The organism is Ruegeria sp. BF7, assembly GCF_056538605.1.
The window spans coordinates 61,062-84,340 of sequence record NZ_JBQFTM010000009.1 but is presented as its reverse complement, the minus strand read 5'-3'; the positions used below and the strand labels follow the sequence as shown (position 1 = coordinate 84,340).

25 protein-coding genes, 1 tRNA gene and 1 riboswitch are annotated in these 23,279 nt (G+C 59.5%); of the genes, 17 read left to right on the top strand and 9 right to left on the bottom strand.

The window, feature by feature from the left end; all coding sequences use genetic code 11:
- The first annotated feature begins 1 nt into the window (after nucleotide 1).
- The 6 genes from ACR0IK_RS16985 (at nucleotide 2) to trmB (ending at nucleotide 6,047) form a co-directional block, all read left to right on the top strand.
- Entirely contained in the window at nucleotides 2–1,024 is a 1,023-nt protein-coding gene (locus tag ACR0IK_RS16985; protein ID WP_480593715.1) for a PhoH family protein, read from the top strand.
- Between the two features lie 33 nt (nucleotides 1,025–1,057).
- On the top strand, nucleotides 1,058–1,552 hold the full coding sequence (gene ybeY / locus ACR0IK_RS16980; RefSeq protein WP_480642388.1) for an rRNA maturation RNase YbeY: 495 nt from the start codon (nucleotides 1,058–1,060) through the stop codon (nucleotides 1,550–1,552).
- A 35-nt stretch (nucleotides 1,553–1,587) separates the two neighbouring features.
- Complete coding sequence (locus ACR0IK_RS16975) at nucleotides 1,588–2,475, top strand: hemolysin family protein (protein WP_480593713.1); 888 nt, start codon at nucleotides 1,588–1,590, stop codon at nucleotides 2,473–2,475.
- Nucleotides 2,472–3,968, top strand: a complete 1,497-nt coding sequence (gene lnt, locus ACR0IK_RS16970) for an apolipoprotein N-acyltransferase (protein ID WP_480642386.1) — start codon at nucleotides 2,472–2,474, stop codon at nucleotides 3,966–3,968. The genes ACR0IK_RS16975 and lnt overlap by 4 nt, the downstream gene beginning before the upstream one ends.
- A gap of 42 nt (nucleotides 3,969–4,010) precedes the next feature.
- Nucleotides 4,011–4,059, top strand: a riboswitch (SAM-SAH riboswitch).
- A 5-nt stretch (nucleotides 4,060–4,064) separates the two neighbouring features.
- Complete coding sequence (metK, locus tag ACR0IK_RS16965) at nucleotides 4,065–5,246, top strand: methionine adenosyltransferase (RefSeq protein WP_480593710.1); 1,182 nt, start codon at nucleotides 4,065–4,067, stop codon at nucleotides 5,244–5,246.
- 93 nt (nucleotides 5,247–5,339) lie between these two features.
- Nucleotides 5,340–6,047: a tRNA (guanosine(46)-N7)-methyltransferase TrmB gene (trmB, locus tag ACR0IK_RS16960; protein ID WP_480642384.1), complete on the top strand. Its 708-nt coding sequence runs from the start codon at nucleotides 5,340–5,342 to the stop codon at nucleotides 6,045–6,047.
- A 3-nt stretch (nucleotides 6,048–6,050) separates the two neighbouring features.
- Here the strand turns inward: trmB and ACR0IK_RS16955 are convergent, their stop codons facing one another.
- A complete protein-coding gene (locus ACR0IK_RS16955) occupies nucleotides 6,051–6,860 on the bottom strand; it encodes a hypothetical protein (RefSeq protein WP_480642383.1) in 810 nt (269 codons plus the stop codon).
- 185 nt (nucleotides 6,861–7,045) lie between these two features.
- Here ACR0IK_RS16955 and aroA point away from each other — a divergent pair, with 185 nt between their 5' ends.
- Nucleotides 7,046–8,392 (top strand): 3-phosphoshikimate 1-carboxyvinyltransferase, encoded by a 1,347-nt coding sequence (gene aroA / locus ACR0IK_RS16950; protein ID WP_480642382.1) that lies wholly within the window; start codon nucleotides 7,046–7,048, stop codon nucleotides 8,390–8,392.
- Nucleotides 8,389–9,006: a (d)CMP kinase gene (locus tag ACR0IK_RS16945; protein WP_480642380.1), complete on the top strand. Its 618-nt coding sequence runs from the start codon at nucleotides 8,389–8,391 to the stop codon at nucleotides 9,004–9,006. The genes aroA and ACR0IK_RS16945 overlap by 4 nt, the downstream gene beginning before the upstream one ends.
- An 18-nt stretch (nucleotides 9,007–9,024) precedes the next feature.
- Here ACR0IK_RS16945 and ACR0IK_RS16940 read toward each other — a convergent pair whose 3' ends face one another.
- On the bottom strand, nucleotides 9,025–9,504 hold the full coding sequence (locus ACR0IK_RS16940) for a YHS domain-containing (seleno)protein (RefSeq protein WP_480593702.1): 480 nt from the start codon (nucleotides 9,502–9,504) through the stop codon (nucleotides 9,025–9,027).
- Nucleotides 9,505–9,722: 218 nt separating this feature from the next.
- On the opposite strand from ACR0IK_RS16940, the gene ACR0IK_RS16935 reads away from it, so the two are divergent.
- A complete protein-coding gene (locus tag ACR0IK_RS16935; protein ID WP_480642379.1) occupies nucleotides 9,723–10,238 on the top strand; it encodes a hypothetical protein in 516 nt (171 codons plus the stop codon).
- Here ACR0IK_RS16935 and ACR0IK_RS16930 read toward each other — a convergent pair.
- Entirely contained in the window at nucleotides 10,235–10,642 is a 408-nt protein-coding gene (locus tag ACR0IK_RS16930) for a hypothetical protein (RefSeq protein ID WP_480593699.1), read from the bottom strand. The two genes, ACR0IK_RS16935 and ACR0IK_RS16930, sit on opposite strands and share 4 nt — an antisense overlap.
- A 353-nt stretch (nucleotides 10,643–10,995) precedes the next feature.
- Between ACR0IK_RS16930 and rpsA the strand changes: the two genes are divergently transcribed.
- The 8 genes from rpsA (at nucleotide 10,996) to ACR0IK_RS16890 (ending at nucleotide 17,918) form a co-directional block, all read left to right on the top strand.
- A complete protein-coding gene (gene rpsA, locus ACR0IK_RS16925) occupies nucleotides 10,996–12,672 on the top strand; it encodes a 30S ribosomal protein S1 (RefSeq protein ID WP_170326968.1) in 1,677 nt (558 codons plus the stop codon).
- Nucleotides 12,673–12,943: 271 nt separating this feature from the next.
- Entirely contained in the window at nucleotides 12,944–13,228 is a 285-nt protein-coding gene (gene ihfB, locus ACR0IK_RS16920) for an integration host factor subunit beta (RefSeq protein WP_037310872.1), read from the top strand.
- A 6-nt stretch (nucleotides 13,229–13,234) separates the two neighbouring features.
- Complete coding sequence (locus ACR0IK_RS16915) at nucleotides 13,235–13,585, top strand: lipopolysaccharide assembly protein LapA domain-containing protein (protein WP_480593798.1); 351 nt, start codon at nucleotides 13,235–13,237, stop codon at nucleotides 13,583–13,585.
- Between the two features lie 9 nt (nucleotides 13,586–13,594).
- Nucleotides 13,595–14,239 (top strand): phosphoribosylanthranilate isomerase, encoded by a 645-nt coding sequence (locus tag ACR0IK_RS16910; RefSeq protein WP_480642378.1) that lies wholly within the window; start codon nucleotides 13,595–13,597, stop codon nucleotides 14,237–14,239.
- A 47-nt stretch (nucleotides 14,240–14,286) separates the two neighbouring features.
- Nucleotides 14,287–14,622, top strand: coding sequence for a hypothetical protein (locus tag ACR0IK_RS16905; RefSeq protein WP_480593697.1), 336 nt, complete (start codon nucleotides 14,287–14,289; stop codon nucleotides 14,620–14,622).
- A gap of 67 nt (nucleotides 14,623–14,689) precedes the next feature.
- Nucleotides 14,690–15,937 (top strand): tryptophan synthase subunit beta, encoded by a 1,248-nt coding sequence (gene trpB / locus ACR0IK_RS16900; protein ID WP_480593695.1) that lies wholly within the window; start codon nucleotides 14,690–14,692, stop codon nucleotides 15,935–15,937.
- Nucleotides 15,938–16,304: 367 nt separating this feature from the next.
- Nucleotides 16,305–16,377: transfer RNA gene (locus tag ACR0IK_RS16895), tRNA-Arg, on the top strand.
- 395 nt (nucleotides 16,378–16,772) lie between these two features.
- Nucleotides 16,773–17,918 (top strand): slipin family protein, encoded by a 1,146-nt coding sequence (locus ACR0IK_RS16890; RefSeq protein ID WP_480642376.1) that lies wholly within the window; start codon nucleotides 16,773–16,775, stop codon nucleotides 17,916–17,918.
- A 42-nt stretch (nucleotides 17,919–17,960) separates the two neighbouring features.
- On the opposite strand, the gene ACR0IK_RS16885 is transcribed toward ACR0IK_RS16890, so the two are convergent.
- From ACR0IK_RS16885 to trpA, 6 genes are all read right to left on the bottom strand, one after another.
- A complete protein-coding gene (locus tag ACR0IK_RS16885) occupies nucleotides 17,961–18,335 on the bottom strand; it encodes a DUF2237 family protein (protein WP_480593692.1) in 375 nt (124 codons plus the stop codon).
- A 9-nt stretch (nucleotides 18,336–18,344) separates the two neighbouring features.
- Nucleotides 18,345–19,508 carry a serine hydrolase domain-containing protein gene (locus ACR0IK_RS16880; protein ID WP_480593690.1) on the bottom strand — a complete coding sequence of 388 codons (1,164 nt, stop codon included), beginning with the start codon at nucleotides 19,506–19,508 and terminating at the stop codon, nucleotides 18,345–18,347.
- A gap of 82 nt (nucleotides 19,509–19,590) precedes the next feature.
- Nucleotides 19,591–20,271 (bottom strand): aminoacyl-tRNA hydrolase, encoded by a 681-nt coding sequence (pth, locus tag ACR0IK_RS16875; protein ID WP_480642375.1) that lies wholly within the window; start codon nucleotides 20,269–20,271, stop codon nucleotides 19,591–19,593.
- Nucleotides 20,272–20,398: 127 nt separating this feature from the next.
- A complete protein-coding gene (locus ACR0IK_RS16870) occupies nucleotides 20,399–21,055 on the bottom strand; it encodes a 50S ribosomal protein L25/general stress protein Ctc (protein ID WP_480593688.1) in 657 nt (218 codons plus the stop codon).
- A 122-nt stretch (nucleotides 21,056–21,177) separates the two neighbouring features.
- Nucleotides 21,178–22,344 carry an alpha-hydroxy acid oxidase gene (locus tag ACR0IK_RS16865; protein ID WP_480642373.1) on the bottom strand — a complete coding sequence of 389 codons (1,167 nt, stop codon included), beginning with the start codon at nucleotides 22,342–22,344 and terminating at the stop codon, nucleotides 21,178–21,180.
- 137 nt (nucleotides 22,345–22,481) lie between these two features.
- Entirely contained in the window at nucleotides 22,482–23,273 is a 792-nt protein-coding gene (trpA, locus tag ACR0IK_RS16860; RefSeq protein ID WP_480642372.1) for a tryptophan synthase subunit alpha, read from the bottom strand.
- Between the last annotated feature and the right edge of the window lie 6 nt (nucleotides 23,274–23,279).

The window sequence follows — 23,279 nt, the reverse complement described above, 5'->3', positions numbered from 1 at the left end:
ATTGGCCATCGGTGCCCTTACCCCACCGCAAGATGACATGCCCCAAAGTGAGGCGTTTGTTGAATTCCCTGACAATCGGTTGTTGATTGATTTGTGCGGTGAGTATGACCGCAACCTGACCGAAATCGAAAATAAGCTGTCCGTCCAGATTGTCCGACGCGGCAACCAGTTGGTTGTCATGGGCGATGAGGATTCGCAGAAGCAGGCGATTGAGGTGCTGCAAGCGCTTTATACCCGTCTTGAAGGTGGTCGCGATGTTGAGGCTGCCGACGTGGACCGCGAGCTTCGGATGGGCAGCTCCGAGACAGGAACCGGCAGCCGCGATGGCGACCAGCTTGAGATGTTCAAGGGCGGTACGGTCGAAATCAAAACCCGCAAAAAACTGGTCGAGCCACGCACGGACGCGCAAAAGGCCTATGTCCAGTCGCTGTTCAACAACGAACTGGCCTTTGGAATTGGTCCTGCCGGCACTGGTAAGACCTATCTGGCCGTGGCCGTTGGTGTGTCGATGTTTATCGGCGGGCATGTGGACCGGATCATTCTCAGCCGTCCCGCCGTCGAGGCTGGTGAAAAGCTGGGTTATCTGCCGGGTGACATGAAGGACAAGGTCGACCCTTACATGCAGCCGCTCTATGATGCGCTGAACGACTTCCTGCCCGGCAAGCAGCTGGCCAAGCTGATTGAAGAGAAGCGAATCGAAATCGCGCCGCTGGCTTTCATGCGCGGGCGGACGCTGGCCAACGCCTTTGTTGTCCTGGACGAGGCGCAAAACGCCACCACCATGCAGATGAAGATGTTCCTGACCCGACTGGGTGAGGGCAGCCGCATGGTCATCACCGGTGACCGCTCGCAGGTCGACCTGCCGCGCGGGGTTCAGTCTGGGTTGGCCGATGCCGAGCGTTTGCTGAAGACGATCCCGAATATCAGCTTCAACTATTTCACCTCGAAGGACGTCGTAAGGCACCCGCTTGTCGCCGCCATTATCGAAGCGTATGAGGCCGACTCGGGCCGTGAGACGGGCTAATCGTCCGCGGCCGCAGGCTTAGGACGTGGTGACATGAACCTTGAACTGACCATCGAAGACGGGCGCTGGCAGGAGCTGGAACCCTTGGCTGCGCGCGCCATTCATGCCGTACTGGATCATTGCGGTCTTGATGCTGACCTATGCGAGATCAGCCTGCTGGCCTGCGACGACACCCGGATCGCCGAACTGAATGCAGAGTTTCGGGAAAAGCCTGCGCCGACCAACGTGCTCAGTTGGCCAGCCGAGGAACTGGCCGCTGACCAACCGGGCCAGTCGCCACTGCCGCCCGACCCGGATTTCACCGGCGAATTCGCGCTGGGAGATATTGCGATCTCCTACGACACCTGCGCGCGTGAGGCGGCCGAGGTTGGCAAACCCATGGATGATCACGTCACACATCTGATCATTCACGGAACACTACATCTGCTGGGATACGACCACATCCGCGATGCAGACGCCGAATTGATGGAAGCGGTCGAGGTCGATATACTTGGCAAACTGGGTCTTGATGACCCATATAATGCATAGACGGGCCTTCAGGGCTGATAATTTGGAACGGGATTATGGGCGATACAGACGGCAGTTCTATGGCGGCGCAGAGCGCGCAACCGAAGAACGGCGGTGACAATGTCAAAGAGAAAGCTGGATTTTTTTCTCGCATAGTGGACGCGTTTTCGCCACAGGACGAGGATGAGGTCCACGTAGCCAACGGGCATGAGGCCGACACGACTCAACCGCGCGGCATGATCAACTTGCGGCGGATGCGGGTCGAGGATGTGGCCATTCCGACTGCCGAAATCATCTCGGTCCCTTCAACAATCACGAAAGATGAACTGGCGCAGGTGTTTCGTGATAGTGGCCTGTCTCGGATACCGGTGTACGAGGGAACGCTGGATACTCCATTGGGATTCGTCCACCTCAAGGATTTTGCGCTGACCCACGGGTTTAACGGCAGCGGCGCCGAGTTCGATCTCGTGTCGATGCTGAGGACTTTGCTGTTTGTGCCGCCCTCGATGCCAATTGGTGTGCTGCTGACAAAGATGCAGACAGAACGCCGCCACATGGCGCTGGTGATCGACGAATATGGCGGTGTTGACGGCTTGCTAACCATCGAGGACTTGATCGAGCAGGTGGTTGGTGAGATTGCCGATGAGCATGACGCCGACGAAGATCAGCTTTGGGTGCAGGAAAAGCCCGGCTGCTACATCGTTCAGGCACGTGTCCCTCTGGAAGAGTTCGAGGCCGAGATCGGGCGCTCACTGACCAGTCACGAGGACGTAGACGAGGAAGAGATTGATACCTTGGGCGGTCTTGTTTTCATGCTGTCGGGCCGTGTGCCTGCGCGGGGTGAGGTTGTTCTGCATCCCGAAGGTCCGGAATTCGAGGTGATCGATGCCGATCCGCGCCGAATCAAGCGTTTACGTGTCATGTTACCGGACCTTGCTGCATGAACCCTGCGCAGGGGTGGCCTTTTTGGCTGAGGTTTGTGTTTTCGGCCCTGTTGGGAGCTCTGGCGGCGTTTGGCCTCGCACCGCTTGGGATTTGGGCAGCCACCTTGGCCGCACTGGTGCTGTTGGCACCGCTGTTTCTGTCCTCTGAGACGCGGGGGCGGGCCGCTTGGCTGGGCTGGGCCTTTGCCACCGGATACTTCGCGCACGGACTCAGCTGGATCATCGAGCCGTTTTTTGTAGACGCCGAGCGCCACGCCTGGATGGCACCCTTCGCCTTGATCTTCATGGCAGGTGGGCTTGCACTGTTCTGGGCGCTTGCCTTTTGGGCCGCAAGGAGACCGGGAAAAGGTGCCGTTGGGCAGGCGGTTTTCCTGGCCTTGGCCGTGTCTCTGGCGGAATGCGCCCGAGGCTATGTGCTGACCGGGTTTCCCTGGGCCGGTCTGGCGCAGGTTTGGGTCGATACGCCGATGGTACAGCTTTTATCCCTGTTCGGACCATACGGTCTGGGCACTTTGACCCTTTTGGCAACGCTTCCCATGGGCGTGGCACTGGCGCAACGTGGCGGATTTGCGCTGCCACTGGGCCTGTCGATAGGAATTGCCTGTCTGGCGCTGGCCTATGCGGCCTCGCGTCCGACCGTCACCGAGACCGATCACACCGTGCGTATGATCCAACCCAACGCCCCACAACATCAGAAATGGGATCCGGACTATGCGCCGTTGTTTTTTGCGCGTCAGATTGGGTTCACCGCCGCGCAACCCCGACCGGACCTGATTGTCTGGCCGGAAACGTCGATACCGGCATGGCTGGGCAGTGCACAGCCGTATTTGGCTGCAGTCACAGATGCAGCGCAGGGCGTACCGGTATTTCTGGGTATCCAGCGGGGTGACGGGCCGCGCATCTACAATTCGATGATCTATCTGGACGAGCAGGGACAGCAACAGGGTCTGTATGACAAGCACCACCTTGCGCCGTTTGGAGAATACGTGCCGTTCGGAAACCTTTTGGCACGGTTCGGCATTTACGGGATGGCGACCACCGCTGGCCATGGTTTCAGCTCGGGACCGGGGGCCGCCTTGATGGATGCGGGAAAGCTGGGCAAGGCGCTGCCGCTGATCTGTTACGAGGCCGTGTTCACGCAGGATGTCTTGTCTGCACCGGGGCGCGCTGATTTTCTGCTGCAAATCACCAATGATGCCTGGTTCGGTACGCGGTCCGGCCCATATCAGCATCTGGCTCAAGCCCAGATGCGCGCGATCGAGCAGGGTCTTCCGATGATGCGCTCGGCCAATACCGGGGTTTCGGCGATGATCGATCCGCTGGGGCACGTTGTGGATTCGCTGGCTTTGGGGCAGGCGGGTTTTGTGGATGCAAAACTGCCGGCGCCGCTGCCCCCCACTGTATACGCCCGGATCGGCGATATCCCGGTCTTTGTTCTGCTGGCGGTTTTGTTCGTGCTGCTTTGGTGCAACGTCCGGCGAAAACACGCTTAAATTCTGATTGACCCTGTGAAGCTGTAGGCGTATCCCCTCGCTTGCCCGTCACAACGGCTTCCTGGCGTGATGGGGAAATCTCAATGGAGCACTTTCATGTCCCGACAGAACTACACATTTACTTCGGAATCCGTATCCGAAGGGCACCCGGATAAGGTTTGTGACCGGATTTCCGATGCCGTCCTTGACGCATTTCTGAACGAAGAACCCGAAGCACGCGTGGCGTGCGAAACCTTTGCCACGACCGACCGAGTGGTGATCGGTGGCGAAGTAGGTCTGTCCGATCAGGAAAAGCTGCACGATTATATGGGCCGCATCGACGAGATCGCGCGCGCCTGTATCAAGGATATCGGCTACGAGCAGGATAAGTTTCATCACGAAACCGTCGAGGTGACAAACCTGCTGCACGAACAGTCCGCCCATATTGCTCAGGGCGTGGACGCCTCGGATAACAAGGATGAGGGCGCTGGCGACCAGGGCATCATGTTCGGTTACGCCACCACCGAAACCCCTGCGCTGATGCCGGCACCGATCCAGTACTCGCACGCGATTCTGCGTCGTCTGGCCGAAGTGCGCAAGAACGGCACCGAGCCCGCACTGGGCCCGGACGCGAAATCGCAGCTGTCGGTTGTGTACCGCGATGGCAAGCCGGTCGGCGTCAGTTCGATCGTGCTGTCGACCCAGCACCTGGATGAGGCGCTGAGCTCGGACGACATCCGCGCCATCGTCGAACCCTATATCACCGAAACCCTGCCCGCAGGCTGGCTGACCGCAGAAACCGAATGGCACGTGAACCCGACGGGCAAATTCGTGATCGGCGGCCCGGATGGCGACGCGGGTTTGACCGGGCGCAAGATCATCGTCGACACCTACGGCGGTGCCGCGCCTCATGGTGGTGGTGCGTTCTCGGGGAAAGACCCGACCAAGGTGGACCGCTCGGCCGCTTATGCCGCGCGCTATCTGGCCAAGAACGTGGTTGCTGCGGGCATGGCGGAACGCTGCACCATTCAGCTGAGCTATGCGATTGGTGTGTCCAAACCTCTGTCGATCTACGCCGATACGCACGGCACCGGCGAGATTGCGGACGCTCTCATCGAAACTGCCGTCGGACAGGTGATGGACCTGACCCCGCGCGGTATTCGCGAGCACCTGAAACTGAACAAGCCTATCTACCAGCGCACGGCTGCTTATGGCCATTTCGGACGTGAACCCGATGCGGATGGCGGATTCAGCTGGGAGCGTACTGACTTGGTCGATGCGCTGAAAACCGCGGTCTGATCCAATGCAATACAAAGCGCGCCGATGTCGGCGCGCTTTTTCGATTCGGCGCCGGGGTTGCAACGTGACGACCCGCGCAGTATGGGCACCGCCATGAGCACCCAGACACCACAACGCCCCCGCAGAAACTTCTATGGCCGCTTCAAGGGAAAGACCCTGAAGCCCAGCCAAAAGACGTATCTGAACGAAGACCTCGACGCCCTGTCGCCCGGCGCAGTGGACTGGGAGACCAATCCCGAACGCCATCCGCTGGACCTGCAGGCGCTGTTCGGCGGCAAGGAGGTCTGGCTTGAGGTCGGATTTGGCGGCGGTGAGCATCTGGTGCATCAGGCCGCCAGCAACCCCGATATCGGTATCATCGGGGCTGAACCCTATATCAACGGCGTCGCCATGCTGCTGGGTAAAATTCGTCAGGCCGGCGTCGAAAACCTTGCGGTGCACCCCGGTGACGCACGCGATCTGTTCGACGTGCTTCCCGAAGCCAGCATTTCGCGCGCCTTTTTGCTGTACCCCGACCCCTGGCCCAAAACGCGGCACCACCGCCGTCGCTTTGTCACGCCCGAACATCTGGAACCGCTGGCGCGCGTGCTGAAGCCGGGGTCAATCTTCCGCGTGGCAACTGACATCCCCGACTATGTTCGCCAGACGCTGGAGGAAGTTCCGCACGCAGGTTTCGAGTGGCTGGCTGAACGCCCCGCAGACTGGCGCGAACCGTGGGAGGACTGGATTTCCACTCGATATGAACAGAAAGCTCTGCGCGAAGGCCGCACACCACATTACCTTACGTTCCGCAAAACCTGACCGCTACGGCGCGGGATCGCGCAGGCTGGGGAAGGCTCGGCCTTTTGCAAACCATGCCAGCCCGAATGCCCAAAGCGCGATGGTTTCTACAAAAAAAGTCAGGTTATGGGATTTCCATCCCGTCTGGGCGCCTTCACCAGAAAAGGCGACGATACCCAGAGTCAGAACGCACAACAGGATCGTGATGCCGCATAACGAATACAAAGTATTGCGTCGCTTTTTCGTCTGGATCATTTGCCCGTGTCTTAAGTGACGCTCCGGAACCACGCGGCGTAAAACGAAAAGGCAATAAAGGCCAAGATAGATAAACAGGATGCCCGCAGCCCAGGCATGTAAGTGCGGCGCGCCCGAAAACAGGGTGAAGAATGCTTCGGGTTCGGGGTCCGACAGGACCGGCGGCGGCGTTTGGTTCACATCGGCAAAAATCCGAGACTTAAAGCTGACGGGTTCTTCGCAGCCAGACCCGCTTGTTGGGAAAACCGCGACAAAACATGCGCCTATTCCGGCGATGAATGACCCAAGATCCTCAAGCCAATGATCTCCGGTATAGGCGATTAGGAAACCACCGATAAAAACCATTAAACCGACGAAGATGGTCCCAAGGAATTGGGCATAGTAGAAATGGCTTATGCTGTCGCGAAAACAGCTGCCACCAAACACTGCGCCGCTGGCAAGGATGATCGGCAGGCCAAAGGCCACGAGGCCGACCAGAAAGGCCAGGCGCATCTGCAGAACACTGTCTGTCTTTAGTGGATCTTTGGGCTGAAAGAACTTTTCCGTTCCGCTGGAAAGCATGGTTTGAAGCTGTGACATGGAAAAAACCTTGGACATTGAATTATGAGCAACAAAAAATGAACTCGTCCTTGAGTTTGACCATTGTAGCCCAGAAACTCCTGATCGCCCAAACCTCGCTCCCTCTGGCGGTCGTATTGCCGCTGGACCAAGCGGCCCCAATTCGCTAATCGGCTTGAGCACTGATAGCGAAAACAGGAGCCCCCATGTCCGGACACGGCACGCCAATCCCGATGACCTCGCATCCCTGCGGCCCGCTGACCGGCACAGCAGAGGTGCCCGGCGACAAGTCGATCTCGCACCGGTCGCTGATCCTTGGCGCTATGGCGGTGGGTGAAACCAAAATCTCGGGCCTGCTTGAGGGCGAGGATGTTCTGGACACCGCCAAGGCGATGCGCGCCTTTGGGGCCGAGGTGACGGACCACGGTGGTGGTGAATGGACCGTGCATGGTGTCGGCGTCGGTGGTTTTGCCGAGCCGGATCAGGTGATCGACTGCGGCAATTCGGGTACCGGAGTGCGACTTATCATGGGGGCAATGGCGACCTCGCCCATCACCGCGACCTTTACCGGCGACGCGAGCCTCAACAAACGCCCGATGGCGCGGGTCACCGATCCGTTGGCGCTGTTTGGTACGCAGTCGGTTGGCCGTGCCGGTGGGCGTCTGCCGATGACGATCGTGGGTGCGGCGGAACCCGTGCCGGTCCGCTATGAAGTCCCAGTACCGTCGGCGCAAGTGAAATCCGCCGTGCTGCTGGCTGGCCTGAACGCGCCCGGCAAGACGGTGGTAATTGAGAAAGAGGCCACGCGTGACCATTCGGAGCGGATGCTGGCCGGGTTTGGCGCCGAAATTTCCGTCGAGGATACCGATGAGGGGCGGGTGATCACTCTGACCGGCCGCCCCGAGCTAAAACCCCAAGTCATCGCCGTGCCGCGCGACCCGTCCAGCGCAGCCTTCCCGGTTTGCGCGGCGCTGATCACGCCGGGTTCGGATGTGTTGGTGCCAGGTATCGGCCTGAACCCGACCCGTGCGGGGCTGTTTACCACTCTGCGCGAGATGGGCGCAGATCTGACCTATGAAAACGAACGCGAAGAGGGCGGTGAGCCCGTTGCCGATCTGCGCGCCAAGTATTCGCCCAACATGAAGGGTATCAACGTGCCGCCGGAACGCGCGGCCTCGATGATCGACGAATACCCGGTTCTGTCCGTGGTTGCGGCCAATGCCACAGGCACCACGATGATGGGCGGCGTGAAAGAACTGCGCGTCAAGGAAAGCGACCGGATTGATGCCATGGCCAAGGGCCTGCGCGCCAATGGCGTGACCGTTGACGAGGGCGAGGAATGGTGGTCGGTCGACGGGCTGGGCATCGGCAATGTCCCCGGCGGCGGTACGTGCGAGAGCTTTCTGGACCACCGCATCGCCATGTCGTTCATGGTGATGGGGATGGGCGCGCAGACCCCGGTCTCGGTCGATGACGGCGGCCCGATCGCGACCTCATTTCCGATTTTCGAACCGCTGATGGCGTCTCTGGGCGCCAAGGTCGAACGCACGTGAGCTTTACTGTCGCCATTGACGGCCCCGCGGCGGCGGGGAAGGGCACGATCTCGAAAGGCGTTGCCGCACACTTCGGGTTCGCGCATCTGGATACGGGGTTGCTCTACCGCGCGGTTGGGCGTCGCACTCTGGACGGTACCGACCCGGTCGAGGCCGCGCAGGCGCTGACGGCTGACGAGCTGGAGCAGGGTGATCTGCGTACGGCCGAGATTGCGCAGGCGGCGTCGAAAGTGGCTGTAATCCCTGAGGTCCGGTCGGCGTTGGTCGACTTCCAACGCGCTTTTGCCCGTCGTGCCGGGGGCGCGGTTCTGGACGGGCGCGATATCGGAACGGTGATCTGCCCTGAGGCCGAGGTGAAGCTGTTCGTCACCGCCAGCGCCGAAGTTCGGTCCGAGCGGCGTTTTCTGGAATTGAGCGCCAAGGGATCGGAAGTCACCCGCGAAATGGTGCTGGCCGATGTGCGCGAACGCGATGCACGGGATGCCGAACGCAGCACTGCACCGATGAAACCCGCCGACGATGCCGTACTGCTGGACACGTCCGATCTGAGTATCGAGGCTGCGCTAGCTCAGGCCGTGGCCTTCATCGAAAAGAAAAAGCCCGCGACGCCATAGCACTGCGGGCTTTCAGGATTACAACTCGCCGACGGCGACGCTTTTGATATTCGCCCACTGATCGTCAGCGGTTTTTGCCGTGGCTGTCACGTCCTTCAGGAAGGCCGCGCGGGTTTCGGCGTTCAGGAAAAGGTACAGCTTGCCATCCGCGACGAGATATTGATCCGGATCGCCGTCAAACTTCTTGCCCACCGAAACGCCGAACGAACAGAACCCGCCGTGCTGAGGCAGGTAGGCGGCGGGGTTGGTCTCGAACGCTTCGCGGTTCGCAGCGCTGGTAAAGTAGTAGGATGCCCCGTCATAGGTGGCGGAATGGGTGGCAAAGCCCTCGACCGGATTGCCGTCACTCACCAGCGCGACCAGATCGACGCCGTGCGCGGCCAGCGGCGCACCGGCCGCCGAGATACCGTTAGAAACGTTTATCTCATCCGCGGCAAAGGCGGGTGCCGCGATCAGAGGCAGGGCGGCGAGGACGGTTGTCAGAACCAGAGATTTCATTGGGATTTCCTTTCCTGTTCAGGTTTGGATCAGCCGGGCGGCCAACCGCTGAAACATAAGTAGAGGGGTAGTTCTGAACGGGCTATCGCAGGAAGCCCGCCAAATCTTGCAGATCGTTCAAACCTGCGGTGGGGCGGGATAAGTCCTTCACCAAGCTTTGTTTGGTCACTCCGCCAGCCGGCCCCTATGGTTGGAGCGTAGCCTGCAGGAGAGATGCGATGATCCGACTAGCCCTAACTCTGTTTTTTCTGGCCGGAAGCCTGGCTGCTCAGGAGGCCGAGCCACCGATGGACTATGAACGTCTGGGCAAGATCATCTTCGCGCTCGACCCTGAGGCACAGCCGCGCGGGCCAGGGTTCCAACTGACCGTATCGGACGTTCCGGTTCTGATCATCACCGACAGCAATGCCGACCGGATGCGCGCGATGATCCCGATCCGCAGCGCCGAGGGCCTGACCGCCAAGGACATGCACCGCATGATGCAGGCCAATTTCGACAGCGCTCTCGACGCGCGCTATGCGATTGCCAACGGAATGCTGTGGGCAACATTCATTCATCCGCTGTCACCGCTTGAAAAGGACCAGCTGATCTCGGGGTTGGCGCAGACGGTGAACATCGCCAAGACCTATGGCTCGCTTTATTCCGGCGGTGCGCAGCAGTTCGGCGGAGGGGACAGCGGTAGCCTTCAGCGGAACCTGATCGAGGAATTGCTTAAGAAAGGCGAAGAAATCTAAGCCGGAACAGAAGCAGGTGTTCGATCGCCCAGCAAATACCGCAGTACGTCCAAGTAGTCGAAGGCCAGCGACACGGCGATGGTCAAGACCACCACACGGATTATCCATTTGGGAGCGACGGGGATGTCTTCGCGCGCCTGTTGTTTCCAGAGGTAATAGGCAAGCGGTGTCCAGAACACGGCGTGGCCGAGCCCCATCAAACGGACATAACCAAGCTGGTTGAAGATCAGCAGAACGCCGGCCGCCGCCAGCAAACTGCACAGGATCGTAATAATCGCTGTCAGGCGTGTCTGCCGCCAAATCAATAATGAGATCGGTAACAGGAAGGCGCCAAAGCTCAGAATGTTCATCCATATCTGAACCCACTGGGGTTGATGTGCAACGATGACGTTGAACTCTTCCATGATCTGACAATTCCGGTCTGTGTGTCTGCCAGACCAGTGGTGCCGGGGTGATGCAAGGTGTGCAACCGGGCAAGGCTGCTATCAACCGATTGTGAGGTCAGCGATGTTGTCCCTGTTCTTCGCGCTAAGTGCTTTCGACTTGCGAGACCGGAGCCAACCCGCTATAGAGCACCCGTCTTAACAAGGGCGGCTAACGTCCGGATGACGTATCTGAGCAGGGCCGGGTTACCTCGGCCCTTTGTGTTTGTGTAGTCAGATGCGCCCCGGGTTACGCCTCAAGGCACCATGAAACAAGACCGGCGGAGACAACCGCTCGGCCAGCAAAAACGTACTGTAAAGGAAAACAACGCCACATGGCTAACGCATCCATGGAGGAATTCGAAGCCCTCCTTAATGAAAGCTTCGAAATGGACACACCCGAAGAGGGTTCTGTTGTCAAAGGCAAGGTTCTGGCGATCGAAGCCGGCCAAGCCATCATCGACGTCGGCTACAAAATGGAAGGCCGCGTTGATCTGAAAGAATTCGCAAATCCCGGCGAAGCCCCTGAAATCGCTGTTGGCGACGAGGTCGAAGTCTACCTGCGCGCCGCAGAAAACGCCCGTGGCGAAGCCGTCATCTCGCGCGAGATGGCCCGCCGTGAAGAGGCATGGGACCGTCTGGAAAAAGCATATGCCGACGACCAGCGCGTCGAAGGTGCTATCTTCGGTCGCGTCAAAGGTGGCTTCACCGTCGATCTGGGTGGCGCAGTTGCGTTCCTGCCCGGCTCGCAGGTTGACGTGCGCCCCGTGCGCGACGCTGGCCCGCTGATGGGTCTGAAGCAGCCGTTCCAGATTCTGAAAATGGACCGCCGCCGTGGCAACATCGTTGTGTCGCGCCGCGCAATCCTGGAAGAATCGCGTGCCGAACAGCGTGCCGAAGTTATCGGCAACCTGTCCGAAGGTCAGACCGTCGAGGGTGTCGTCAAGAACATCACCGAATACGGCGCATTTGTTGACCTGGGCGGCGTTGACGGCCTGCTGCACGTCACCGACATGGCATGGCGTCGTGTGAACCACCCGTCCGAGATCCTGACGATCGGCGAAACCATCAAGGTTCAGGTCATCAAGATCAACAAAGAGACCCACCGCATCAGCCTGGGCATGAAGCAGTTGCAGGAAGATCCGTGGGATCTGGTTGCTGCCAAGTACCCGCTGGGCTCGGTACATCAGGGTCGCGTCACCAACATCACCGACTACGGCGCGTTCGTTGAGCTGGAAGCCGGTGTCGAAGGTCTGGTGCACGTCTCCGAGATGTCCTGGACCAAGAAAAACGTCCATCCCGGCAAGATCGTTTCGACCAGCCAGGAAGTCGACGTCATGGTTCTGGAAATCGACGGCGCCAAGCGTCGCGTGTCTCTGGGCCTGAAACAGACTCAGCGCAACCCGTGGGAAGTGTTTGCAGAAACGCACCCCGAGGGCACGCAGGTCGAAGGCGAAGTCAAGAACATCACCGAATTCGGTCTGTTCATCGGCCTCGAAGGCGACATCGACGGCATGGTTCACCTGTCCGACCTGTCCTGGGACGAGCGTGGCGAGGATGCCATCCAGAACTACCGCAAAGGCGACATGGTTTCGGCCGTTGTCTCGGAAGTTGACGTCGAAAAAGAGCGTATCTCGCTGTCGATCAAAGCCCTGGGCGGCGACAAGTTCGCCGAAGCCGTGGGCGGCGTGAAGCGTGGTTCGGTCATCACTGTCGAAGTCACCGCGATCGAAGATGGTGGCATCGAGGTCGAGTACGAAGGCATGAAATCGTTCATCCGTCGTTCGGACCTGTCGCGTGACCGTGCCGAACAGCGCCCTGAGCGTTTCTCGGTCGGTGACAAGGTCGACGTTCGCGTCACCAACGTTGACAGCAAGACCCGCCGTCTGGGCCTGTCGATCAAGGCACGCGAGATCGCCGAAGAGAAAGAGGCCGTGGAACAGTACGGTTCTTCCGACTCGGGCGCATCGCTGGGCGATATCCTGGGTGCAGCGCTGAAGTCCGGCGACTAAGCCAAGGCATCAGCCTTAGCCGAATTTACGGCCCCGCGTATCCGCGCGGGGCCGTTTTTGTTGCGAATCAATATGTTCCAAATTCCGGGCTTATTTCGGGTGTGGTTCGCGCTTTAAGCGCGGAATTCGCGTGAACAAGCGAAAAATCGCGCGGTTTAGCAGCAAAATGAAGGCTTTGCACAAAGAGTTTACGTTCCCCCGATCCGACTTTTTTCCTATACTGTTCAGAACAATAGAGATGGTTAACCGATCGCCTGGGAGGGTAGCGCTCATGATCCGTTCAGAACTGATTCAGAAAATCGCCGACGAGAACCCGCATTTATATCAACGCGACGTCGAGCGGATCGTGAATACCGTGTTCGAAGAAGTGACGGATGCCATGGCGCGCGGTGACCGTGTGGAACTGCGTGGCTTCGGTGCCTTTTCGGTGAAACAGCGCGACGCGCGTGTCGGCCGCAATCCCCGCACGGGTGAGACTGTTCAGGTCGAAGAAAAATGTGTGCCGTTTTTCAAAACTGGCAAGTTGCTTAGGGATCGATTGAACGGTAAAGCCTAAGTCATGATGCGCTACCTTCGATATGCTTTCCTGGCGATCCTCGGGATCGTTCTTATTTCCGTCTCGCTGGCCAATCGCGAAACGGTTGAACTGTCGCTGATGCCGGAACCCTTTGCCGAGCTTGTGGGTTTTAACTTCAGCACGTCGCTGCCGCTGTTCGTGGTGGTGTTGGGCGGCGTTGTCGCAGGCCTGATCATCGGTTTCCTCTGGGAATGGCTGCGCGAGCACAAGCACCGCCGGGATGCGTCCGTGAAGAAAAACGAAGTGCGCAAGCTTGAGCGTGAAGTCAAAAAGCTCAAGAAAAAGCAGAACGAAGGTCAGGACGAAGTTCTGGCCCTGCTGGACGAGGCCAGCTGAGGCAAACCAATGCCCCAAGACGCAAGTGTCAAAATCTGCGGCCTGACCGCCCCCGATCACGTGCGCGTGGCAGCCGAGGCTGGCGCACGTTATGTCGGGTTCGTGTTCTTCCCAAAATCGCCACGGCATCTGGACATTGAGGCCGCCACCGAACTGGCCCATCTGGTGCCTTCTGGCGTGGCCAAGGTCGCGCTGACCGTGAACGCGTCGGATGAGGAACTGGACCGGATCGTGGCCAGCGTACCGTTGGACATGTTGCAACTGCACGGCAAGGAAAACCCGGATCGCGTGGCCGAGATCCGCGAACGGTTCGGCCTGCCCGTGATGAAAGCCATTGGTGTGGCCGAAGCTGAAGACCTTGTGGCAATCGACCTGTACTCGGAAGTGTCGGACCAACTGCTGATCGACGCCAAGCCACCGCGCAACGCCGAGTTGCCGGGCGGCAACGGCCTGGCTTTTGACTGGCGCCTGCTGGCCGGGCGCAAGTACTGGCGGCGCCCGTGGATGCTGGCCGGGGGGTTGACGGCTGATAACGTTGCCGAGGCCATGCGCATGACTGGCGCGCGGCAGGTCGATGTCTCTTCGGGCGTGGAAAGCGCGCCCGGCGTGAAGGACGCAACCCTCATCCGCGCCTTTATCGACGCCACCCGGTGATCTGATCGCCCGGTGCCTGCGTATCTCCGATAGGGGAGGGCGCGGCAATGCTGGCAGCGATTGGCGGAGTTTCATTGAAACGGTGGTATTACGGGCCGGAGTTTTTTTGGCGCGCCCATCAGGCGTTGCTTCAGGCGCGCGGCGATCCGTTGTGTCTGAAAGCGGATGTCTTTCCGTATCAGGGGCTCTATTTCTCGCTCAGTGTCTGGCACGATGCCGAGGCGATGCTGACCTTTGCCCATTCCGGTCCGCACCGACGCGTGGTGCAGGCCGCTGTACGACTGGCCGAGGTGAGTGAGTTTCACCACTTCCCCTGCATTGCAGTGCCCAGTAGAGAGCAGGCGTTGCAAATCTGGGCGCAGCACCTTGAAGCGGCGGAATAATACGTTTTGCCATGGCAAATCCCGCCGCCACCTCCTATGAACAATGGGCACGACGATGGAGACACCCATGGCCAACGATCTTTTCAATTCCTTCATGTCCGGCCCCGATGAACAGGGCCGCTTTGGCATCTTCGGCGGGCGGTTCGTCAGCGAAACGCTGATGCCCCTGATCCTGTCGCTGGAGGAGGAGTATGAGAAGGCCAAGGACGATCCCACCTTCTGGGCCGAGATGGACGATCTGTGGGCGAACTACGTGGGCCGCCCCTCGCCACTGTATTACGCGGAGCGCCTGACCGAGCATCTGGGCGGTGCTAAGATCTACCTGAAACGCGACGAACTTAACCACACCGGCGCGCACAAGATTAACAACGTGCTGGGCCAGATCATTTTGGCGCGGCGCATGGGCAAGACTCGGATCATTGCTGAAACCGGAGCCGGTCAGCACGGCGTGGCCACTGCCACCGTCTGCGCCAAGTTTGGCCTGAAGTGCGTGGTCTATATGGGCGCGCATGACGTGCAGCGTCAGGCCCCGAACGTGTTTCGTATGCGCCTGCTGGGGGCCGAAGTGATTCCGGTGACCTCTGGCCGCGGCACGCTGAAAGACGCGATGAACGACGCGCTGCGTGACTGGGTTACCAATGTGCGCGACACCTTTTATTGCATCGGCACCGTGGCGGGGCCGCACCCCTATCCGGCGATGGTGCGCGATTTCCAGTCGATTATCGGAAAGGAAGCCAAAGAGCAGATGATGAAGGCCGAAGGCCGTCTGCCTGACACGATCATTGCTGCAATCGGTGGCGGCTCGAACGCGATGGGCTTGTTCTACCCGTTCCTCGACGACAAGGACGTCAACATCATCGGTGTTGAGGCCGGTGGCAAGGGCGTGAACGAAAAGATGGAGCATTGCGCCTCATTGACCGGTGGGCGTCCGGGCGTATTGCACGGCAACCGCACATATCTGCTGCAGGACGATGACGGGCAGATTCTGGAAGGCTATTCGATCTCAGCCGGTCTGGATTATCCGGGTATCGGTCCCGAACACTCGTGGCTGCACGAAATTGGCCGCGCCAACTATGTCTCGATCACCGACAAAGAAGCGCTGGAGGCGTTCCAGCTGTGCTGCGCGACCGAAGGCATCATCCCGGCTCTGGAACCGTCCCACGCGCTGGCCCATGTAATGAAAATCGCCCCCGAACTGCCCAAGGATCACCTGATCTGCATGAACATGTGCGGACGTGGCGACAAGGACGTGCAGACCGTGGCCAAGTATCTGAACTTCGACATGTCGGATACCGAAGGCCGCAGCGCCGATTGACCAGGCGGTAAAATTTGAAATTTGTGACAAGAGCGGCGCACCTTTGACGGGTGCGCCGCTTTGTTTTTGTCGCGCTACCTTTTCGAATATTGCGCAGATGGGTAATTTTGTTGCGCGCTCGCCACAGGTGTGATTTTGACCCTCAAAAAAATATTGAACGAATCCAGACCCTTCGCCTAAACCGGCCGTTACCGGTCACAACGGGCCGGACCCTAGCGGGCAGAGGTGATCACTCTCTCGGTGCGGACGGCGCTGCCGAAACCGTATGCTAGGGCCGAAACCGGGGATTGGGACATGCTTTGAAGCTCAGTTGGATAGAGCGGCAGATTTCCCATCTGTAGGCGAAGGTTCGACTCCTTCCAAAGCCGCAAATGTAGCTCAACGGTAGAGTAATCGACTGCGAATCGATGTGTTGCGGGTTCGAATCCCGCCATTTGACAAAGCTGTTCAGTCAGCACCGGCCTTCCACGCCGGCCGTGAAAACGGTCCAAATTATAAGGGTCCGGGTGTTCCCCAGCAGGGGCGGCACTGCGCAACGTCAGGCTTTGGCCCGGCGGGGCGGGGGCCTTCGCTGCTCTGGCCTTGGGCCGGAGGGCGGATGACGGTGCCGCCGGATCGGTGCCCCGCTTGGCCTTCGGGCAGGGCGGCGCATGGAGCCCGCGCCCCTCTCTCTGACCCTCCCGCGCAGGGGCAAGGCGCGGGGGATACCCGGATCCTTCCCGCCTTCATCCGAAGGTTTCACACCTGTCACCCAATCGGGGTGCAACCCATTGAAAACATGAAAAGGAGTTCGCGTTTGCGACGACGATAGAGCGAGACGAAAAGGAGAAATGACATGACACTGTTCCAAGATCTGATAGACCGGCTGACCGGTCATCACTGGCTGACGCTGACCGAGACCCAGCGGATGCTGGTCCTGCGCAACGGGGTGTTCGATGCAATCCTCGGCCCCGGGAAGCACCGGCTGCCACGCAAGGATGTGCTGACCGAGCTGCACGATCTGGAAAAGCTCTTTTTCGTGTCGCCCTATGAGCGGGCGCTGATGCAGAATCGGCCCGAGCTGGCCGCCAAGCATCTGACCGAGTTCCGGGCCGAGCCTGACGAAGTTCTGGTTCTGCTGCGGGATGGGGTGGCTGTTCGGGTGCTGAACCCCGAAGCACGGGTGCTTGTATGGAAGGCCGCAGGGCCGTGGAAGATCGAGCATCACGCGTTGACCGAAACCATGGTTGTGCCCAAAGCGACGGCGCAGCGGCTGGTTCGGGCCGGGCTGCGGCTGAACCTGACGCAGGTTGAGGTGGCCGAAGGGCATACCGGGCTGCTGACGGTTGACGGGGTACTGGTGGATCAGCTGGCCCCCGGTGCGCATGCCTTCTGGAAAGTCGGGCGGAACGTCGAGGTCAAACAGATCGACCTGCGGCAACGGACCCATGAGGTGACAGGGCAGGAGATCCTGACCAAGGACCGGGTGACCGTCCGGGTCAACCTCAGCGCTGATTACCGGGTCGTTGATCCGGTAAAGGCGGTGGGGGCGGTCAAGGACTTCGATCAGGCCCTGCACCGGGCGCTGCAACTGGCGTTTCGGAAGACTTTGGGGGCGATGACACTGGACCGGCTGCTGGCCGAGAAGGTGACCGTCGACACCGAGGCCGCGGATCGGGTGCGGACACAAATGGCCGGGATCGGTATCGAAGTGGGTGAGATCGCGTTGAAAGACGTCATCCTGCCCGGTGAGATGCGGGAAATCCTGACCGCCGTGGTCGCCGCCGAGAAACAGGCCGAGGCCAACGTCATCCGGCGGCGGGAAGAAACCAACGCCACGCGGTCCCTGCTGAACACCGCGAAGGTGATGGCGGAAAACCCGGTGATGCTGCGGCTGAAAGAGCTGGAGGCGCTGGAAACCATCGCCGGGAAGGTCGAACGGCTGACGGTCCACAACGGGACCGAAGGGCTGATGTCCGACCTTGTCAAACTGCGGGAGTGATCCCGAATAAGGGCCGGTCCGGGATGTCCTGGGCCGGTCTGGCTATTCCGCAACCGCGTGTTCGGTCAGCAGCCGCAGTGGCACCACGTCGAGCGCGCGCTGGTGTGTGGCTTCAAGATGTACCTTTGGCGCGCAGCCTTCGTCATGGGCCTGCAGAAAACGCCCGGCGCACAGACACCAGCTGTCACCCGGTTTCAGGCCGGCAAAGTTGAACTCGGGGCGCGGGGTGCTCAGATCGTTTCCGACATACTTGGAGAACGCGAGAAACTCGGCCGTCATTACCGCGCAAACCGTGTGGCTGCCCTGATCCTCGGGGCAGGTGTTGCAGGCCCCATCGCGAAAGAATCCGGTCAATGGATCACGGGAACACGGGGCAAGCACACCTCCCAAAACGTTGATACTGTCCTGTTTTTGCATGGATCCACCTTACAGGCTTTGCGCGATCTTGCGGAACATTTCTATATTCTGGTCGCTGACGCCTGGATCGCGGAATTTCCGGTCTGCTCCGGTGGACACAATCAGCACGTCGCGGGATTGGTCAAAATAGATGTATTGTCCGTAGATTCCACGCGCAAAGAACTCACCCTCATGTGCACCTTTGGGAATCCACCATTGATAGCCATACCCGGTTTCACCCGCCTGTGTCGGGGCGCTGGGCCAGGTTGACTCGCGAATCCATTCAGCCGGAACAAGCTGTTGTCCGTCATGCGTGCCGTTCTGCAGGATCATCTGCCCAAAGCGCGCAAAATCCCGCGTGGTAAAGTTCAACCCAGCCAGCACAAAGGCAACGCCCGCCCCGTCGGTGATGTAATACCCGTCCCGTTCCAGCTGCAGCGGTTGTATGATCTTTTCGGTCATCAGCTCGGGCACATTGCGCCCGGTTGCGCCGCGGATCACCATACCCAGCACGTGGGTATCGATCGACACATATTGCCAAGTCTCACCCGGGGGTGCGAAACCGTCTTGTAGTGAAGCCGCGAAATCATCCAGTTCACCGCCCAGTGCTATTATCCGGCCCATTCGGTTGATGTCGGAATTGTAGTCAAAGTAGTCTTCATCAAAGGTAACGCCGCTGGCCATGTTCAGTACGTTCCGGATCGTCGCACCGTCATAGGCAGAGCCCGCCAGTTTTGGCGCGTATTTCACGACCGGGTCGTCCAGCGACTCGATAGCCCCTTCGGCCAGTAGGACGCCGAACAACGCCGAAAGGTAGCTCTTGGCAACCGACCATGAAATTCGCCGATCCTCGGGAGACGTGCCCAGATAGTATTCTTCGAACCGGATCTGCCCGTCCTGCATCACCAGCAGAGAGGTTACCGCGCGATCCTCGATCCATTGGTCAGTGCCGTCGGGCAGGTCAAAGCCGGGGCCATAGGGCAGCTCCCATGTCTGGCCATCGCCGCGCGGCAGATCGACCGTCAGAAAAGCCTCATCCATATGAGAGAAATTGTGGACGATTTTTTCTTCGGAAAACAAAGAATTCACGGCCATCAGCCGTTGAATCTCTTCGCGTTTCCAGACCCCGACAACAACTGCAGCCAGCACCAACATCAGCAGGATGCGCAGCACCCACTTGAACAGAGCCTTCATCTTTCGCCTCCCTCATTCCTGCGGCATTGGAACCCGCCCGATGTGGTTCCGCAATTGGGACGTTGCGGCAAGGTCAACAGCCCTATTTGAACTTGTCCAGCAGCTTTTGCATGGCCGAGCGTTCGTCGACCTCGGGTTCCGGCGCGGGGGTGGCGTCCGATTTTGGTGTTTTGGCCGGAGATTTCGAAGACCGCGGCGGCGCGGTGCGCAGGGCAACTGCGTTCATGAACTTGCCGCTTTCCTCATCAGCCAGATATCCAGCGCCGTCAGACACTCCACGCAGCACGTCGTCCAGCCAGTCGGCATCGGCCTTGGCGAAATCGCTCAGGACATATGGAGAGACCAGCTCTTTCCGCCCCGGATGCCCGATCCCCAGCCTGACCCGGTCATAGGCCGGGCTGATATGTTCGTGGATCGAGCGCAGCCCGTTATGCCCGGCATGTCCACCGCCCGCCTTGACGCGCACCTTACCAGGGGCAAGGTCCAACTCGTCGTGAAAGATGGTCACGTCAGTCGAGTCCAGCTTGTAGAACCGCATCGCCTCGCCTACCGACTGACCAGACCGGTTCATGAAAGTTTGCGGCTTGATCAGCAGCACCTTTTTGCGGCCCAAACGCCCCTCGGCGGTCTCAGCCTGAAATTTGGACTTCCACGGACCAAAACCGTGATCTTCGGCGATCCGGTCCACGGCCATAAAGCCGATATTGTGCCGGTTGCGGGCGTATTTCGACCCCGGGTTCCCCAATCCGACAAACAGTTTCATAGTCTCGTCCTTGTGCGATGCACGTGGTTGATGGCACGGAATGCCATCTGTTTTCCAGCCCAAGGGCCAAAAGAAAACGGGGCCCGGTAAAGGCCCCGTTTCATAATCCGGAATGTTGGGTCCGGACTTATTCTTCTGTTTCTTCCTGACCGACGACTTCTACTTCGTCTGCAGCCACTTCTTCGCCTTCTTCTTCATCGTCGCTGGACGACAGGCCGGTCGGTGCCGAGACATTCGCGATCACGAAGTCACGGTCGATGGTCGGCTTGGTGCCTGCGGGCAGGTCAACGGAGGAAATGGTCACAACGTCGTTGATCTCCATACCGGTCAGATCAACGGTGATCTTCTCAGGGATGTCGCCGGCGGTGCACAGCAGTTCGACTTCCGGTCGGACAACAGTCAGAACGCCGCCCTTCTTGATGCCAGGGGCTGCTTCTTCGTTGATAAACTCAACCGGGATGAACAGCGCGATCTTGGTGGTCCGACGCAGGCGCATCAGGTCCAGGTGGGTCGGCAGGTCCTTGACGACGTCACGCTGAACGTCACGGCAGATGACGCGGACGTCTTCGTGGCCTTCAACTTTCAGGTTCCACAGGGTCGACTTGAACCGGCCTGCTTTCAGGCGCTTGAACAGGACGTTGAACGGGATCTGAATCGGCAGCGGCTCTTTATCGCCACCAAAAACAATGCCCGGAACCATGCCGTCGCGGCGTGCTTGACGAGCGGCGCCCTTGCCTGTCCCCGTCCGTTCCAGAGCTACGAGATCAGGAATCTCTCCAGCCATGATAATTCTCCAAATGTTAGGGCGGGCATCCTCCAAGGCTGTATGCCCGCGTGAAGCCGCGTCCTTAGCTTGATTCACTTGATTTGGAAAGGGCTTTTTGAGCTTTCGCTTTTAGGTTCAAGTCAGTCCTGCCAGCGACCGCCGAAGTCTTCGGGGATCAGCAGGTTGTGCCGCCCCAGATCGCCAACGTTGCGTTCGCCGCACAGCGCCAAAGTAGTATCCAGTTCCTTGTGGATGACGTCCAGCGCAGTTGTCACGCCTTTCTGCCCCATCGCGCCCAGCCCATAGACAAAAGCGCGACCAATATAGGTGCCCTTGGCCCCCAGAGCCAAGGCCTTGAGGACGTCCTGACCAGAGCGGATGCCACTGTCCAGATGGACCTCGATATCATCGCCGACCGCGTCCATGATTTGTGGCAGCATACGGATGGAACTGAGTGCGCCATCCAACTGCCGTCCGCCGTGGTTAGACACAACGATGGCATCAGCGCCAAGTTTAGCAGCCATCCTGGCGTCGTCGGCGTCCAGAATGCCTTTGAGGATGACCTTGCCGCCCCATTGCTCCATCAGCTTTTCGACCTTGCTCCAGTCGAGGCTGGGGTCGAATTGCTCGGCCGTCCATGCGCCGAGGGAGGAGGCATCCGAGATACCCTCGACGTGACCGACGATATTGCCGAACTCGCGCCGCTTTGCGCCCAGTATCTCGATGCCCCATGACCATTTTGTCATCAGGTTCGCGATGGTTTTGGCCGTCAGTTTCGGCGGTGCGGACAAGCCGTTTTTCAAGTCCTTGTGGCGCTGGCCCAGAATCTGCAGGTCCAGCGTGATCACCAAAGCCGAGCATTTCGCATCCTTGGCGCGTTGGATCAGGCGGCTGACATAGTCCTGATCCTTCATCGTATAAAGCTGAAACCAGAAAGGTTTCGTCGTGTGCTCGGCCACATCCTCGATTGAGTTGATCGACATGGTGGACAGGGTAAAGGGCACGCCAAATTCTTCGGCGGCTTTGGCGGCTTTCATCTCGCCATCCGCATGTTGCATGCCCGTCAGCCCGACCGGGGCCAGCGCGACGGGCATCGCGACGTCCTCTCCAATCATCTGCGAGGCGGTCGAGCGTCCGTCCATGTCCACCGCAACCCGCTGTCGCAGGCGGATATCCGAGAAATCCAAGCTGTTGTCGCGGAAGGTCTGCTCGGTCCAGCTGCCGCTTTCGGCATAGTCGTAGAACATCCGCGGCACACGGCGTTCATAGATGCGCCGCAGGTCTTCGATGGTGGTGATTACGGGCATGGGACCGCGCCTTTGGTTGAGTGGTTACATATTTCTACTGAGGCATCCGGCATGGCGCAATTGTCTGAAGACAAGAAAAAAACCGCAGCAGGCCAGTTGCTTGCTGCGGTCTGTTGAAAGGGTTCGATGCCAATCGATCAGGCGGAATGCGCGCCGTCGGCAAGGGTCTTCACAAAATCCAGAACTTCGGCCACGGGTTTGCCTGCCGCGATCTGGCTGACAATGGCCGAGCCAACCACAGCACCATCGGCGACGCTGGCGATGGCCTTGGATTTCTCGGGCGTGTTGATGCCAAAGCCTACGATCACGGGCAGATCGGTAGCGGATTTGATCCGCGCCACTTCTGGGCCGACATTCGTGGCTTGAGCCTCGGCCGCGCCGGTGATGCCGGTGATCGACACATAATATACAAAGCCCGAGGTGTTCTGAAGCACGCGGGGCAGGCGTTTGTCGTCGGTTGTAGGGGTCGCCAGCCGGATGAAGTTCAGCCCCGCCGCCTGCGCGGGCAGGCAAAGCTCTTCGTCTTCTTCTGGTGGCAGGTCCACCACGATCAGCCCGTCGATGCCAGCGGCTTGCGCATCGACCAGAAACTTATCAACGCCTCGGCTGTAGATCGGGTTGTAATAGCCCATCAGAACAATGGGTGTCGTGTCGTCGGTTTCGCGGAACGCACGCGCCAGGTCCAGAGTGCGCTGCAGGGTCATGCCCCCTTCCAGCGCCCGTTGACCAGCAGCCTGAATGGTCGGGCCGTCCGCCATGGGATCAGTAAAGGGCAGCCCCAGTTCGATCACGTCGACACCCGCGCCGGGCAGGCCTTTCACAATCTCAAGCGAGGTGTCGAAATCGGGGTCGCCTGCCATGATATATGCGACAAAGGCCTTTTTTCCCTCGGCCTTCAAGGCGGCGAACTTAGCGTCAATACGGGTCATCTGCAG

Bases quoted from the DNA above. Each gene is read 5' to 3' on its own strand.
- ybeY (WP_480642388.1), top strand. From the start codon at position 1,058: ATGAACCTTGAACTGACCATCGAAGACGGGCGCTGGCAGGAGCTGGAA.
- ACR0IK_RS16975 (WP_480593713.1), top strand. From the start codon at position 1,588: ATGGGCGATACAGACGGCAGTTCTATGGCGGCGCAGAGCGCGCAACCG.
- lnt (WP_480642386.1), top strand. From the start codon at position 2,472: ATGAACCCTGCGCAGGGGTGGCCTTTTTGGCTGAGGTTTGTGTTTTCG.
- metK (WP_480593710.1), top strand. From the start codon at position 4,065: ATGTCCCGACAGAACTACACATTTACTTCGGAATCCGTATCCGAAGGG.
- trmB (WP_480642384.1), top strand. From the start codon at position 5,340: ATGAGCACCCAGACACCACAACGCCCCCGCAGAAACTTCTATGGCCGC.
- ACR0IK_RS16955 (WP_480642383.1), bottom strand. From the start codon at position 6,860: ATGTCACAGCTTCAAACCATGCTTTCCAGCGGAACGGAAAAGTTCTTT.
- aroA (WP_480642382.1), top strand. From the start codon at position 7,046: ATGTCCGGACACGGCACGCCAATCCCGATGACCTCGCATCCCTGCGGC.
- ACR0IK_RS16940 (WP_480593702.1), bottom strand. From the start codon at position 9,504: ATGAAATCTCTGGTTCTGACAACCGTCCTCGCCGCCCTGCCTCTGATC.
- ACR0IK_RS16935 (WP_480642379.1), top strand. From the start codon at position 9,723: ATGATCCGACTAGCCCTAACTCTGTTTTTTCTGGCCGGAAGCCTGGCT.
- ACR0IK_RS16930 (WP_480593699.1), bottom strand. From the start codon at position 10,642: ATGGAAGAGTTCAACGTCATCGTTGCACATCAACCCCAGTGGGTTCAG.
- rpsA (WP_170326968.1), top strand. From the start codon at position 10,996: ATGGCTAACGCATCCATGGAGGAATTCGAAGCCCTCCTTAATGAAAGC.
- ihfB (WP_037310872.1), top strand. From the start codon at position 12,944: ATGATCCGTTCAGAACTGATTCAGAAAATCGCCGACGAGAACCCGCAT.
- ACR0IK_RS16915 (WP_480593798.1), top strand. From the start codon at position 13,235: ATGCGCTACCTTCGATATGCTTTCCTGGCGATCCTCGGGATCGTTCTT.
- ACR0IK_RS16910 (WP_480642378.1), top strand. From the start codon at position 13,595: ATGCCCCAAGACGCAAGTGTCAAAATCTGCGGCCTGACCGCCCCCGAT.
- ACR0IK_RS16905 (WP_480593697.1), top strand. From the start codon at position 14,287: ATGCTGGCAGCGATTGGCGGAGTTTCATTGAAACGGTGGTATTACGGG.
- trpB (WP_480593695.1), top strand. From the start codon at position 14,690: ATGGCCAACGATCTTTTCAATTCCTTCATGTCCGGCCCCGATGAACAG.
- ACR0IK_RS16890 (WP_480642376.1), top strand. From the start codon at position 16,773: ATGACACTGTTCCAAGATCTGATAGACCGGCTGACCGGTCATCACTGG.
- ACR0IK_RS16885 (WP_480593692.1), bottom strand. From the start codon at position 18,335: ATGCAAAAACAGGACAGTATCAACGTTTTGGGAGGTGTGCTTGCCCCG.
- ACR0IK_RS16880 (WP_480593690.1), bottom strand. From the start codon at position 19,508: ATGAAGGCTCTGTTCAAGTGGGTGCTGCGCATCCTGCTGATGTTGGTG.
- pth (WP_480642375.1), bottom strand. From the start codon at position 20,271: ATGAAACTGTTTGTCGGATTGGGGAACCCGGGGTCGAAATACGCCCGC.
- ACR0IK_RS16870 (WP_480593688.1), bottom strand. From the start codon at position 21,055: ATGGCTGGAGAGATTCCTGATCTCGTAGCTCTGGAACGGACGGGGACA.
- ACR0IK_RS16865 (WP_480642373.1), bottom strand. From the start codon at position 22,344: ATGCCCGTAATCACCACCATCGAAGACCTGCGGCGCATCTATGAACGC.
- trpA (WP_480642372.1), bottom strand. From the start codon at position 23,273: ATGACCCGTATTGACGCTAAGTTCGCCGCCTTGAAGGCCGAGGGAAAA.